Source organism: Sorangium sp. So ce375 (assembly GCF_051473855.1).
Classification (GTDB): domain Bacteria; phylum Myxococcota_A; class Polyangia; order Polyangiales; family Polyangiaceae; genus Sorangium.
Genome location: NZ_CP150335.1, coordinates 8,004,807 through 8,018,098, shown reverse-complemented (window position 1 = coordinate 8,018,098; position 13,292 = coordinate 8,004,807). Strand labels below are relative to the sequence as shown.

The following is a 13,292-nucleotide window of genomic DNA, read 5'->3' as shown; positions in this document are numbered from 1 at the left end:
TGCTGCGCTGAGGCGCCAACGAGCGCTCGGCGCGGCGCACAGCTATAGCAGAATTCGCCGCGTTTCGGGGGGCGTTCTTCCGGGTCCAGAAGGGCCGTAAACTTTTGCGTGGAGCGGTGAGCGCGGACGGCGCGGCGCCCGGCGGGCTGGCGCCCATCGCGCCTGCGCCTTGCCACCCACGGTGGCCGATCTCGGCAGGGCTGCGCGCGGGCTCGGCCTCGTCGCCCGCCGGCCGCGGAATGCATCTTGAACCCGCCATGAGCCATGAGCGACGAGGCTGCGCATCCTGGTGACGCAGCGGGGGCCGAGGGGCTCCTGCTGACCGAGGCGGCTCGTGAAGCGGGCGTGCGCGTGCATCCGGTCGACACGTGGCTCGAGGAGCTCTTGTCCCACGCGGTGCGCCGCTACAACCAGCGGCCTCGCCCCGCGAGCATCTCGGCGTCGACCGGCGTGACGGAGCCGACCGACGCGTGCGCGGTCATCCGGCGCGCCTGCGTCCGCTCGGCGCTCGCGGGCGGCGCGACCGGCGCGCTCTCGACCGGCGCGGCCGTGGCCACGGCGCAGACGGACGGGCTCGGCGGGCTCGTCGCGATCCCTGCCGCCGCGCTCGCGCTCGGCGGCGAGACGGTGCTCCGGCTGCTCCTCCACGTGCGGATGCTCTGCGAGCTCGCCGATCTCTTCGGGCTCCGCTTCGATCCGGACGAGCCCGCCGACGTGTGGGGGCTGCTCGCCCTCACGTTCGGCGTCGTGGAGCACCCCCAGGACACGGACGATCCTGCGGCCACGCTCGCGCGCTCGGCGCGCGCGCGCGGCTCGGGTGTGGCCAAGCAGCTCGCGGCGCGGCTCGCCGGCGAGAGCGTGGCGCGCAACCTGGTGCCCGTGCTCTCGGTCGCCTCGTCGTCGATCACGAGCTGGGTGGTCACCCGGCGCCTCGGGGACACCGCGCGCCGATACCTGCGTTACCGGCGCGCGTTCAGCGGGCCGCTCTGCGACGAGGCGCTGCGCCCGCACCTCGATCGGCTGTTCGACGGGCTCTGGTTCATCTTCACCGCCGACGGCCGCCTCACGCCGGAGGAGACCGCGCTGCTCGCGCTCGTGCTGGGTCAGCTGCCGGCCTCGGCGCGCGCTGGCCTGAACGAGCGGCTCGCCGACGACATCGCCTGGATCGAGCGCCTCCGCGCCGTGCCGGAGGGCGCGCGCGCCCCGCTGCTGCGCGCGCTCGAGGTCGCGGCGGCCATGGACAAGGTCGCGTCGCTGCGGGAAAGGAAGCTCCTTGCCCACGCCGCGGCGGCCCTCGGCCTCAGGGTCGACGAGGCCGGGATCGCTCGGATGATCCGCGAGTTCGAGGAGATCGGCACCCTCGGCGTGGCCGCGTAGCGCGGGCCGCCCCGCGTCGAGGAGCGTCGGCGCCGGCGAGAGCGGCGAGGGGCCACACCCGCGGCGATGGCCGGGCGGTGATGGCGAAAGCCGAGCGTCGGCGCGGTCGACCGTCCTTGCCCTCGGGCCGATCGAACGGCGTGCCGCGGCTCAGGAATGAGAGCGGCCCGTCACAGCGCGCGACAACGTGGATTCACGGAGCGCACGAGCTCGTCGGCGTCGCCGGTGATCTGGCCGATGGCGCTCCCCTTCGAGCACTTTACCGCGAAGCCTGTGCTGTGCATGTTGCCGATGCCAGGGCCGACATTGATGTTGCTGTCGCTCGCCTTCCACTCTTCGATCGTCTGGCACAGCAGCTCGACCCGGTAAACCAGGGAGTCGACCCAGATGTTGATCCCGACAAGGACCTGGCTCGCAGGGCAGATCACGCTGCCCGGCGATCCGCCGTTGCCGCCGGCGGTCACGGTCTGGAATGCGGTGCCCAGGGTGCCGTCGCTGGCGAGCGGCGCGCAGATCAGGCCGATTTGATCGACCGAGCCGCCGCTCCGACCGTGGACGCCGACAGCCACGTTGCCGTTCCCACAGGAGATATCGTAAGAGATGTCGACGCCGGTACCGCCGGTACCGCCCGTGCCAGCGCCGCCGGTGCCGCCCGTGCCAGCGCCGCCGGTGCCGCCCGTGCCAGCGCCGCCCGTGCCGTCGGCGCCGCCGGCGCCGCCCATGCCGCCGCTGCCCGCGCCACCACCTGCCGTGCCACCACCGCCGCCTGCCGCGCCGACGCCCGTCGTGTCGGCAGTGCCCGAGAAGTCGAGCGCGTCGACCCCCGAGATGGCGTTGCACGCCGCGCTCCCGCACACGAGGGCGAGCGCTGCGGCCGTCACCGTCGCGAGAAGCTCTGTCGTCCGGACTGCTGCGTACTCTCTCATCTCAGAAGCTCCGTAGCGGGTGATCTGGCCGAGCCCGAAGCCCGCCTGCGCGGTCGTCGTGCCGAGCGGTCTGCGACGAGGGCAGCCTGGCGCTCGACCGAACCATACCTGCGAGGATGGCCGGAAGGAACCTGATCCGAGAGCCCGTGCTGTGCTCGCCGCGCTGGCCAGGGCCGGGCCATGGGCCTCGGCGAGCCCGAAGGCGAGGGGCTTGACGAGCCCGTCACCTCCTCGACGCGCGAGCGGGACATTCCCGGCCGCGCGCAGCTTCGCCGAGAGGCACGGCGGGGAGCTTCGGCCCAGAGGCGAACGACGAGACCTTCTCGTGGTGCTTTCTCGCCTGACGCACGGCGATGCCCATCGGTCAGCGCTGGGGGATGCGCCTCGAACGCGGCCCGGGCTCGGTCCGGTAGCGAGGCCGTCGGTCGCGCGGCCGCGGCGGCGCGTCGCGCCGTGGCGGCCGCGTCGATACCTACCCGTCCGGTGGGCTCAGCAGCGTCAGCCCCCGTTGCGCATTCGAGCAAGTCGTTGCGTGTCCGAGCAGCGGCCTGTCGACGGCGCGGCGCCGGATCCATCGCTCGAGCCCAGCCGTCTCGCCGTGTGTTGCCGGTTTTCCCCTCGCGCAGCCGGGATTTCTGGCGACTCGTGCTTGAAGTCTCGCTCGGCGCGCGGTGTGCAAGGTCACCGTGCATCACCCGGCACGCACCAGTCAGCATGTTCGGGTAGGTAGAAGGACAGGAATCGAAGATGACACAGTTCAGGTTGATCGGCGCTCTGGTGTCCACCGCGATCGTTACTGCGGCTCCGCTCGCTCGTGCGGCCAGCACGACACCGATTCAGGACCTTACGCTCGTCGAGGAGACGAGCGCACCGAGCTCGGCGGACGCGAGCGACAGCTCGTCCAGCGATTATCACGGCCACGGGTACGGCGGCCACCACGGGTACGGTGGCGGCCACCACGGGTACGGTGGCGGCCACCACGGGTACGGTGGCGGCCACCACGGGTACGGTGGCGGCCACCACGGGCACGGCGGTCACCACGGGCACGGCGGTCACCACGGCCATTGGGGTTTCAGGTCCGACGTTTCGCGGACAGGGCTCCCGACTCCGGTCGTGAGCCTGACGGCTGGTCAGCGCTGATGCCCTGACGGTTCACGGCGCCGCTGGCAGGCCGAGCGGAGGCTCGGCCCCAGCGGCGCCGTGCTGGCAAGGAGGGTCATCCGGTCGGGCGAGGTGCCGGCGTCGTCGGCACATGGGGGTGAGCTTCATGAAGGGAACAACCATGGGCCGAGGGCGCGCCATCCTTCTGCTCGCCGCGGCGGCGGCCCACCTCGTGGTGGTCTGCCTGGGCGCCCTGCAGGTTGACGCCGGAGACGGCGGCTGGGCGCGCCGAGCGCTGCAGTATTATGGCCTGCTCTCAGGAGCCGACAGCGGGTACTCATTCTTCGCCCCTGGGGTCGGGACGAACCTCTCCGCGAGCTTTCAGGTGAACGGCGCGAACGGGGACAACGCCACCGATGTCCTGGAGACGGGGGTGAGCCATGAAGCGGATATCCGGGTCAGGAACATCATCGGGATGTTCTCGTTGGAGGAGGATCAGATGGTGAGGCGCTCGCTCGTGGCTTCCTGGGCGGGCAAGGTGCTCGCCAGGCATCCAGACGCCGGCAGCGTCGTCGTCCGACTCGATACGTTCGAGCTCCCCTCGATGGCGGAATACCGCGACGGGAAGGCCGCGGGATGGAAGATGAACTATCGAGCGAAATTCGTGCATCACGCGAAGCTCACGCGCGCGCAGCAAAGCGACGGGAGGGCGCCGTGACCGCGCGGTCGATGCCCGCTCCCCGGGCTGCCATCGAGCGCGGGGTCGCGCGAGCGTGGGCGGCCGTCGAGCGCTTCGCCTTCGCTCCTGCGTCTGCAGCGCCGCTCGCCGTGCTCCGGATCGGGCTCGCCTCCGTTCTCCTCGTCCAGGCGGGGATGGTCGCGCCCGCGCTGTTCGAGCTTTACGGACGATCGGGGATCCTCCAGACCCCGCTCCTCGACGCGCATGGAGGGCCGGGCTTCGTCCGGCTCGGCTGGCTGATAGACCGCCTCGCCACGCTCGGGATCGGAGAGGGGCCCATCATCGTCGCCGTGGGCGCCTCGTATGTGCTCGCCCTCGCCGCGCTGCTCGCGGGATGGCACACGAGGGTGGCCGCGGCAGGCGCCTGGTTCTCCCACCTGATGCTGATGATGACGGCGGACAGCACGAACTACGGTGTAGACCAGTTCGCCAACATCTTCCTGTTCTACCTCATGTGGATGCCGGCGGGAGCGGCGCTGTCGCTCGATCGACGGCTCGGCCGCGCGCCCGTCGGGCCCACGAGCTCGGCGCGGCTCGCCCTGCGCGTGGTGCAGATACACCTCTGCATCGTCTACCTCACGGGCGGGCTGGGAAAGGCGCTGGGCGAGCAGTGGTGGAACGGCGATGCCATCTGGCGAACGCTCAACCTGCCGGATTACCGCCAGTACGACTTCACCTGGCTGGCCCGCTATCCATGGCTCGCGGTGGTCGCGGGCTGGACGGTGCTGTTCATCGAGTGCGGCTACCCTCTCATGATCTGGCCGCGGCGCACCCGGCGGCTCTGGGTAGCGGCCACGGTGGCGCTCCACGTCGGCATAGCGGTCTTCATGGGGCTCAGCGTCTTCGGGGCCATCATGGCTGTGCTGACCATCTCTGCGTTCGCGGTGCGGGCAAATCCTCCCGAATCGATGCTCTCCGAGACGGACGCGCCTCGCGGCGAGGGCGCGACGTCTGCCCCGCAGGAGCTGCACGGGCCAGCTCGCCACCACGGCGTTCGGCTGGCCCCAGGCACGCGCGGATGAAGTCGCGACCCCCAGCGCGAGTTCCCCGAGATCACGGACTGAGAGCCGGGGACGCATCGACGGGCGTTCGGCTCGCCAGGCGCTAGGCGGCTCGCCGCCCAGCGGTCATCACGCCTTCTCTCCACCCTCGCGCCGGATCCCGAGCTTCCGCATCTTGCTTTGCAGTGTCGTCGGCTTCAGCCCCAGCCCCGCCGCGGCGCCGTCCTCTCCGTAGATCTTCCCGCCTGACGCTCGCAGCGCCTCCTCGATGCAGCGCTGCACCGCCTCTCGGTACGTCATCGTGCGCCCTGGCGTGCCGGGCGCCGCGGAGAGCGGCGCTGACAGGATCAGCTCGTCCCCGGTCGACATCACCATCGACCGCTCGATCACGTTCTCCAGCTCTCGCACGTTGCCCGGCCATCCGTGCGCCCGCAGGCGCGCCATCGACGCCGCGCTCACCCGCGGCGGCGTCCGGCCGAAGCTCGCTGCGACCTTCTCCACGATGGCGCGCGTGAGCGGCTCCAGGTCCTCTGGTCGCTCCCGCAGCGGGGGCACGACGATCGGAAACACCTGCAGACGGTAATACAGGTCCTCGCGGAACGCTCCGCTTGTCACCATGGCCTCGAGCGGCCGGTGCGTCGCGGCGATCACCCGCACCGAGACGCGCACCGCGCCCTCGCCGCCGACGCGCTCGATCTCGCCCTCCTGGAGCACGCGCAGGAGCTTCGCTTGCGCCGCCCTGGGCAGCTCGCCGATCTCGTCGAGCAGCAGCGTCCCGCCGCTCGCGCGCTCGAACATCCCATGGTGCCGCGCCGCGGCGCCGGTGAACGCGCCGCGCTCGTGGCCGAAGAGCGCGCTCTCGACGAGCCCCTCGGGCAGCGCGCCGCAGTTCACCGCGAGGAACGGCCGCTCCGCGCGGCGTGAGAGCGCGTGGATGCGGCGCGCGATCACCTCCTTGCCCGTGCCCGTCTCGCCGCGCACCAGCACGGTCGTGTCCTGCCGCGCGACGAGGGGCACCATCTGCTGGAAGATCGCCCGCATCGCCGGGCCTACCGCGACCACCTCCCTCGGCAGCGCGACGCGATCGAGCTCTTCCTGGAGCGTCCGCTTCTCCCCCTGCGCGCGGCGCGCGATGGCCGCGACGCGCCCGAGCACCTGCACCTGCCGCAGCGCCACGGCGAGCAGGCGACCGATCGCCTCCAGCAGGGCGGGCGAGAGGTCGAGCGTCGCGCCCTCGCCGAGCGCCATCGTGGCGCAGCCGAGGGCGCCCTCCGCGTCGCGGAGCGCGAAGACGGCGATCGTCTCGCCGCTCGCCCCGCGCCGGACCTCCGGCGCGCCCGGCGCGACCGCGCCGCGGCGCAGATCGAGCCGCCGTAGCGGGAGATGGCGCGCGAGCGCGGCGCACACCGCGGGGACGAGCGTCGCCTCGGTGTGCGCGCGCGCCGAGGCCTCGCCCAGATCGGCGAGCACCAGGAGGGCGCGATCGGCGGAGGCGGTCATCGGGCGCGGAGCGAGGCCACCGACATGGCGTTGCTCGGCACCGTAGGAGCGTTGCACGCGCCGCACAAGGCCCGCGCGAGCCCGGGAAACGCCGGTCCGGCCGCGGGCACGCGCTGTGCGAAGGAGGTGGGCGAGGCGGGCGAGGCGGTCGCGCGGACGACCGCGCCGCCGAAAGGAACCCTTATGGCCTACGTCATTGCCGAGCCTTGCATCGCCACCTGCGATACCGCCTGTGTCCCTGTCTGCCCTGTCGACTGCATCCACGGTCCGCTGACGGCCGACGAGATCGCGCGCATCCCCGAGGAAGAGAGGAAGACGCGCCTCGCAGGTCTCCAGCTCTACATCGATCCCGAGGCGTGCATCGGCTGCGGTGCCTGCGAGAACGAGTGCCCGGTGGGCGCCATCTTCGATGAAGACGAGCTGCCCACCGAGTGGCAGCGCTACCGGGAGATCAACGCCCGCTTCTTCGACGACCGCGCGGAGGCGCGCGCTCCAGAGGGGACCTGAGCGCCGCAAGGGAGCGGCCGATATCCATCGTCGACACGCGGAAACGCGGAGGCGGCTGCGGGGCGTTGACAGCCCGGAGTTGCCGGGATCTCATGGTCCCTTCTTCGTCGTGCTCCGCCTACCTGTCAGCTTCCAAGCGCGAGCGATGTGCATCGGGCTCTGCTGTGCGGCGCTCGCGTGCATGGCGCCGCCCGGCCCGAAGGGCGTCCTTCGCTTCCTCGCGTCTCCTGCGGGGCTGGGCGTCGCCGCGCTGGCGCTCATGGCGCTGGGGACGTCGATCGAGGAGCTCGGCAGGATCCGGCGCATCCGCACCGGCGTGGGCCTCTGCGTCGCTGCCGCCGCGCTCCTCGCGGCCGGCGGGCTGTGGGGCGCCGCGCTGCCCGCCCTCAAGCCGTCGCTCGCCTGGTTTGCCTGGCTTCTTTATGGCGCCGGCGCGATCGGCGTCGCCCTCGCGCTCCGGCGTGACCTCGCGGTCTATCGCGATCCCCGCCACGGTCAATCCGTCCGCCTGGAGTCGATCTCGGCCGACGCCGTTCGTCTTACCGCCAACGGCGCTCCCGTCACCATCCCCACGGCCCTGATCCGCAGCGTGAGCCTCGGCACCGGCCTTGAAGGGCGGGGGGTCTTCGTCCTCGTCGGCAGCCGGGACAAGGTGATCGGCGACGCGCGCGCGCTGCCCTGGGTCGCTGCCCATCGGGACGGCGACACCTTCCTCTTGACCGAGCACCAGGCGGCGCTCGACGCAGAGGTCTTGGCCGCGCGGCTGCTCGAGGCAGCTTCCGCCGGCGGAGGGGAATATCGATGAAGCCGAACGATCGCGCCGCGGGTGACTCCCTCGAGATCCCGCTCCGCCGTCCCTACGCGGAGCTCGTGCTGAGCGCCCTCTTCTTCGCGGTCTGCGCGGCGGTCCTCGCCTACCGGGCCCACACGAACGACCGCGGCCTGATCCTGAACGGGATCCTCCATTTCGAGCCCGGAGGCGCCGACGTCTTCTATGCGGTGCTGGCGATCCTGTCAGGGGTTTTCAGCGCATTCGGCGTCCTCGCCGCCGCGCGGTTCGCCGCGCTCAAGGAGTTCCGGATCGTCCTTGGCCCTCGATCGATCACCTTGCCATCGATGCGTCCGCTCCAGGGGGCGCGGGAGGTCACCGTGCCGCTCGATCGCATCGAGGCCGTGGAGCTGCAGCCGCCGGCCAAGCCGATCACGCTGGTGATCCGCGAGGACGATCGCTCCCACAGCATCCCGCAGCGCTGGCTCACCAAGGGCTGGCCAGCCGAGGAGGTCTCCGGCGCGATCATGGCGCGGGTGCGGGGGGCGCAAGCGGGGCGGCGCGCCGGCGGGTAGCGCCCCGCGGGTTGCGGGATCTCCGCGGCGGCGCGGTAGTAGGATGGCGCTCGATCGGGAGGAGGCATCCATGAAGGCCGCGGCCGCGCTGGTGAAGGACATTCGCGAAGAGCTCAGGAGCATCGATGATCAGCTGAGGGCCCATCCCTATCCGGACGCCATCGAGCGGGGCGAGGTCACGCTCGATGGATAAGGCCTTTCCGGGCCACCAGCACCACGTGGTGCTCAGCGACCTGCGCTCGATGGCGATGATGCTCCAGCGCTTCGGGGACACGCAGCTCGGCATGACGGCCAAGCGCCAAGCACAAGCAAGAAATGCGGGAAAGAGTTAAACCGCAAGGGCGCAAGGGGCGCGAGGGACCAGAGACGAGATATTTTCTTGTCTTCCCCTTGCGCCCCTCGCGCCCTTGCGGTTTCTCTTCCCTTCTGTTGATTTCTTCGGGACCCCAGCGTGATAGGGCCGCCTCATCGTCGGTTCAGCGGGGAGCCTCCGCGCGTCAGAGCGTCTCGAGGTAGGCGACGAGATCGTCGATCTGGGCCGGCGTGAGCGCCGAGGTGGCGCCGTGCTGGTCTCCTCCGCCGCACGGACCGAAGCGGTCGTGGAGGGTCTCGGCGCAGCCGTCGTGCATGTACGGGGCGCGGGCGGCGACCCCGTTCAGCGAGGGCACCTGGAACGGCTTGCCCGTGCCCACGTCGACCGTCTCGTTGCTCGTCAGCCGCTCGCCCGAATGGCACGTGGCGCACCCGAGGGCCGGGTCGTTGAAGAGGGCCTCGCCGCGTCGTGCCGCGTCCTCGTCCGCCGGCTTCGACCGCGGCAGGGGCTTGATCGCGTCGAGCCACACCGCGAACGCTTCGAGGTACTCGCGGCTCTCGAGCTGGTCGCTCATCCGTAACAAGAACACCTCTTGCATGAAGGCGTCGAAGTTCGCCAGGCTGCCGTCCCAGAACAGCGGCATCGTCGAGAGGACGCCGCCTGCGACAGATGGCGTGCGGCGCGGGCCGATGACCTCGAAATTCCATACCCTGCCATCGTCACGCCCCTCCGGGTGGCAGGACGCGCAGGCGATCGTGCGGCCCCACTCCGCGCCATGAAACATGAAATGGGCGTCGTCGAGCCGGCTCTCCCCGAGGAGAGAGAGCTTGTCGAGCGCCTCGCCGGTGAGGGCCGAGAGGCGCAGGAGGCTCGCAGGCTCCCGCACCTGGACGAGCAGGTTTCGCTCGCCGTCGTAGCCGACGGCGATGGGCTCGCCGTGATCTTCGAGCGCGATGGCGCGCTGCTCGGCGGCGAGCTCGCAGGTATCGAACCCGTCGTAGTGCTCGAGGGTCTCGAGCGGCGTCTCGACGAGGGTGCGGCTTCCCGCGTGCACGACCGCCGCGCTGAGCCCGTCCGGTGATACCGCGATATCGACCGGGAGCACCCCTGTCCCGATGCCGCCCACGGAGGGCGCGGGCAGCGCGAGTGTCGCCTGGGCTTCGCCGGGCAGCGGGCGCATCACGGCCACAGCCGACAGGACCAGGCTCCAGTCGCAAAACTTCGCCCAGTAGCGGTTGCCCCTCTCGAGGTCGATGGGCGTGACGAGGCCGCGCTGGTGCACCATGGCCACGCCGCCCCCGGGCAGCGGGACCGTCCTCCACGCGACCGCCGGCTCGAACTCGCGCTCCCCGTACATCTTGGGGCCGAGGTACACGGTCTGGGTGTACCCCGGCGGCTTGAGGCGCCCGGTCACGGTCCCGTCTTTCGCGAGGACCAGGAGCTCGGCGGACCGGAAGCGGCTCACGAGCAGCGAATCCCCCTGTACGATCACGTCGCGCAGGTCGCGGTCGAGGCGGAGCTCGCGGACCGGCGGGGCAGCGAGGTCCGAGGAGAACGTCACGAGCTCGCCGCCCGCGCACGTCACGTGGAGCAGGCCTGTCGAGGCGTCGTGAGCGATCCCGCGCGGTGCGGGGCAGGCAGGCCTGCGGTGCGTTTCCCCGGTCGCGAGATCGATCGTGACCACCGCGCCCCCGCGGCGGAGGGCGACGTGAGCCGTGCCAGCCGGCCCCTCGATCACGCGCCCGGGCTCGTCGCCCTCTTCCAGGGCGATCGTGGTGTCCACGTCGAAGGTGGCGAGGTCGATGATGGATATCCTGTCGCGATCCGGATCCGCGGCGACGGCAAACGCCTTGTCGGAGGTCACGAGAAGCGTTCCGCCGCTGATCGGCGGAGGCGGCACCGCGGACACGCGGGGGGGCGGAGGTGGCGAAGGATCATCCCACGTCGCAGGCTGCTCTTCCCATGGGGTTGGGTCGTCGGGAAAGTAGCCCGAGCATGCAGCGACAGCCGTGATCATGGTGATGAGCGCGGTGAGCCGCGCCCCGGAGTGAGCGTCCATCATGCCTCCTGTGACCCGCGCGGCGATGCAAGTTGTCTGCCGTGGTCGCGCCCAGATCTCGAGGCGAAAGCGATCGCTGGAATGAGCGGTGTCGCCGCGCTCGTCGGCGCGTCCGTGCAGCTGAACTCACCTTCTCAGCCTGAGGCGCTGGCCCCCGAGCGTCGGATTCGTGCTGAGAGACGCAATCTGGATACGTTCGAGAGGCCCGGTGTTGCTGCCGTTTCACACGTTCAGCGAGCGCGACTTCAAGATCGACCTCCGCGCCAAGACAATCACGTGTCCCGCGGGACGGGTCGACGTGGTCGAACCGGGCGACGGCGCTCGCTGATCAGGCGCCGCCGGCGCCGCCGTTACCGCCGGTCCCCACGCCGCCGGTCCCACCGCCGCCGCCGGCGCCGCTTCCACCGCCGCCGCCGGCGCCGTTTCCACCGCCGCCGGAGCCGCCGGTCCCCCCGCCGCCGTTGCCGCCGTTTCCACCGCCGCCAGCGCCGGCCCCGCTTCCGCCGTTTCCACCGCCGCCGTTGCCGCCGGGCAAGGCGTCGGCGAAATCGCAGTCCTGATCGATGCCGTCGCCGGGCGTGTCGGTGGCGCCGGGGTGAATGGCCGGATCCTCGTCGTTGCAGTCTTCTTCAGGACCGAATCCATCACAGGTCGCCTGGTGGCCGTCGCCGTCGTTGTCGGTGGGGGGCGCGTCGCAGGGGGGAGCGCCGTAGCAGGCCATCAGGGTGACGGCCATGAGGCCGCCGGAGGCCACCGCGAGCAGCCGGCTCGCGATCCCGTGGCGCGGGGGCGCGCACGCGGCGCGCTCGGCCGTGGCCGCCGCGCCGCAGTGCGGGCAGGCGGAGGCGCCGGAAGGAAGGAAACCATCGCAGTGAGCACAAGCGCCGAGGGTCAGCATGGGAGTCTCCGTCGTGGTGGCCAGGCGGCCGATCCGCTCTCGGTCTTGGCAGGGGCCGAGCCGAGGGGGACAGCCTGTCCCTTGTAACGCAAAGCCGGCCGGCGCCGCACGCGGAAGGCATGGCGGTCCTGGCATCCATGTCACGGTCCCCAGGAGATCGGCCGGCGCAGGGGAACGCCGGGCGGGCGCTCGGCTTCGCGGTATGCTCGGGGAATGGCGCTGCGCCGTCTCGAGGTCGCTCCCGGTGAGCATGCTCCCGCGTACGTGGTCTGGGAGCTGACGCTGCGCTGCGATCAGCCCTGCAGGCACTGCGGATCCCGCGCAGGGGCGGCGCGGCCGTCCGAGCTCGGCACCGAGGAGGCGCTCGGCGTGGTGCGGCAGCTCGCGGTTATGGGGGCTCGCGAGGTGGTGCTCATCGGGGGCGAGGCGTACCTGCACGATGGGTTTCTGGAGATCATCGCGGCGCTCAAGGCGGCGGGCGTGCGTCCGACGATGACCACGGGGGGGCGGGGGATCACCGCGGAGCTCGCGGCGCAGATGAAGGAGGCCGGGCTGTACAGCGTCTCGGTCAGCGTCGACGGGCTGGCGCGCGCCCACGACCTGATCCGCAAGGCGCCGGGCAGCCACCGGAGCGCGCTCGCCGCGCTCGGGCACCTGCGGGGCGCGGGGCTGATCACGGCGGCGAACACCAACGTCAACCGGGTGAACCAGGGGGATCTGGAGGCGCTCTACGAGCTCCTGCGGGAGCAGGGGGTCAGGGCGTGGCAGGTGCAGATCACCTCGGCGCTCGGGCGCGCGGCGGACCGGCCGGGGATGCTGCTCCAGCCCTATGATCTGCTCGACGTGCTGCCGCGCATCGCCGCGCTGAAGCGGCGGGCGTTCCGGGACGGGATCACGGTGATGCCTGGGAACAACCTGGGGTACTTCGGGCCTGAGGAGGCGCTCCTGCGCTCGCTGCGCGAGGGCGGGCGCGATCACTTTCGCGGGTGCCAGGCCGGGAAGCTGGTGCTGGGGATCGAGTCCGACGGGGCGGTGAAGGGGTGTCCATCGCTGCAGAGCGACCGCTACGTAGGGGGCAACCTGCGCGAGCGCGGGCTGCGGGAGATCTGGGACGAGGCGCCGCCGCTCTCGTTCGCTCGGGCGCGCACGGTGGACGACCTCTGGGGGTTTTGCAGGGGCTGCGCGTTCGCGGAGGTGTGCATGGGCGGGTGCACCTTCACGGCGCACGCGCTCTTCGGGCGGCCGGGGAACAATCCGTATTGCCACTTCAGGGCGCGCACCCTGGCCGCGCAGGGGAAGCGCGAGCGGCTCGTGCCCACCGAGCCGGCGGAGGGCAGGCCGTTCGACAACGGGCTGTTCGAGATCGTCGTGGAGGATCTCGAAGCGCCCGAGGACAGGCTCGATTCCCCGGAGCAGCTGGTCCAGCTGACGCGCAAGCCGCGGGCTGCGCCGCCGGCCGATCAACCGGCATGAGAGCGCCGGAGGAGCGGAGGCGAGCTCATGACGACGCTGTGGAGTTCGGGACGG

13 protein-coding genes are annotated in these 13,292 nt (G+C 71.5%); 9 read left to right on the top strand and 4 right to left on the bottom strand.

The window, feature by feature from the left end; genetic code table 11:
* The first annotated feature begins 264 nt into the window (after positions 1-264).
* Complete coding sequence (locus WME90_RS29540; RefSeq protein ID WP_437275362.1) at positions 265-1,377, top strand: hypothetical protein; 1,113 nt, start codon at positions 265-267, stop codon at positions 1,375-1,377.
* Positions 1,378-1,547: 170 nt separating this feature from the next.
* On the opposite strand, the gene WME90_RS29535 is transcribed toward WME90_RS29540, so the two are convergent.
* Positions 1,548-2,303, bottom strand: a complete 756-nt coding sequence (locus WME90_RS29535; RefSeq protein ID WP_437275361.1) for a hypothetical protein — start codon at positions 2,301-2,303, stop codon at positions 1,548-1,550.
* 1,267 nt (positions 2,304-3,570) lie between these two features.
* Here WME90_RS29535 and WME90_RS29530 point away from each other — a divergent pair.
* Together WME90_RS29530 and WME90_RS29525 are read left to right on the top strand one after the other, a co-directional pair.
* Complete coding sequence (locus WME90_RS29530) at positions 3,571-4,122, top strand: hypothetical protein (protein WP_437275360.1); 552 nt, start codon at positions 3,571-3,573, stop codon at positions 4,120-4,122.
* An 11-nt stretch (positions 4,123-4,133) separates the two neighbouring features.
* A complete protein-coding gene (locus WME90_RS29525) occupies positions 4,134-5,165 on the top strand; it encodes a hypothetical protein (RefSeq protein WP_437275359.1) in 1,032 nt (343 codons plus the stop codon).
* Between the two features lie 108 nt (positions 5,166-5,273).
* Here WME90_RS29525 and WME90_RS29520 read toward each other — a convergent pair whose 3' ends face one another.
* Positions 5,274-6,644 (bottom strand): sigma-54 interaction domain-containing protein, encoded by a 1,371-nt coding sequence (locus tag WME90_RS29520; protein ID WP_437275358.1) that lies wholly within the window; start codon positions 6,642-6,644, stop codon positions 5,274-5,276.
* A 183-nt stretch (positions 6,645-6,827) separates the two neighbouring features.
* Here WME90_RS29520 and WME90_RS29515 point away from each other — a divergent pair, with 183 nt between their 5' ends.
* The 5 genes from WME90_RS29515 (at position 6,828) to WME90_RS29495 (ending at position 8,827) form a co-directional block, all read left to right on the top strand.
* Positions 6,828-7,151: a 4Fe-4S dicluster domain-containing protein gene (locus WME90_RS29515; protein WP_437275357.1), complete on the top strand. Its 324-nt coding sequence runs from the start codon at positions 6,828-6,830 to the stop codon at positions 7,149-7,151.
* 145 nt (positions 7,152-7,296) lie between these two features.
* Positions 7,297-7,956 (top strand): hypothetical protein, encoded by a 660-nt coding sequence (locus WME90_RS29510; RefSeq protein ID WP_437275356.1) that lies wholly within the window; start codon positions 7,297-7,299, stop codon positions 7,954-7,956.
* On the top strand, positions 7,953-8,495 hold the full coding sequence (locus tag WME90_RS29505) for a hypothetical protein (RefSeq protein WP_437275355.1): 543 nt from the start codon (positions 7,953-7,955) through the stop codon (positions 8,493-8,495). Before WME90_RS29510 ends, WME90_RS29505 begins: the two co-directional genes overlap by 4 nt.
* A gap of 70 nt (positions 8,496-8,565) precedes the next feature.
* Complete coding sequence (locus WME90_RS29500) at positions 8,566-8,688, top strand: hypothetical protein (RefSeq protein WP_437275354.1); 123 nt, start codon at positions 8,566-8,568, stop codon at positions 8,686-8,688.
* Entirely contained in the window at positions 8,681-8,827 is a 147-nt protein-coding gene (locus tag WME90_RS29495) for a hypothetical protein (protein WP_437275353.1), read from the top strand. Before WME90_RS29500 ends, WME90_RS29495 begins: the two co-directional genes overlap by 8 nt.
* Before the next feature lie 165 nt (positions 8,828-8,992).
* On the opposite strand, the gene WME90_RS29490 is transcribed toward WME90_RS29495, so the two are convergent.
* Both WME90_RS29490 and WME90_RS29485 read right to left on the bottom strand, forming a co-directional pair.
* Entirely contained in the window at positions 8,993-10,870 is a 1,878-nt protein-coding gene (locus WME90_RS29490; protein ID WP_437275352.1) for a c-type cytochrome, read from the bottom strand.
* Positions 10,871-11,195: 325 nt separating this feature from the next.
* The gene (locus WME90_RS29485; protein ID WP_437275351.1) at positions 11,196-11,765 is read right to left on the bottom strand and encodes a putative metal-binding motif-containing protein; all 570 of its coding nucleotides are present in this window, start codon (positions 11,763-11,765) and stop codon (positions 11,196-11,198) included.
* Between the two features lie 213 nt (positions 11,766-11,978).
* Between WME90_RS29485 and WME90_RS29480 the strand changes: the two genes are divergently transcribed.
* Complete coding sequence (locus WME90_RS29480; protein WP_437275350.1) at positions 11,979-13,238, top strand: radical SAM protein; 1,260 nt, start codon at positions 11,979-11,981, stop codon at positions 13,236-13,238.
* Positions 13,239-13,292 lie beyond the last annotated feature (54 nt).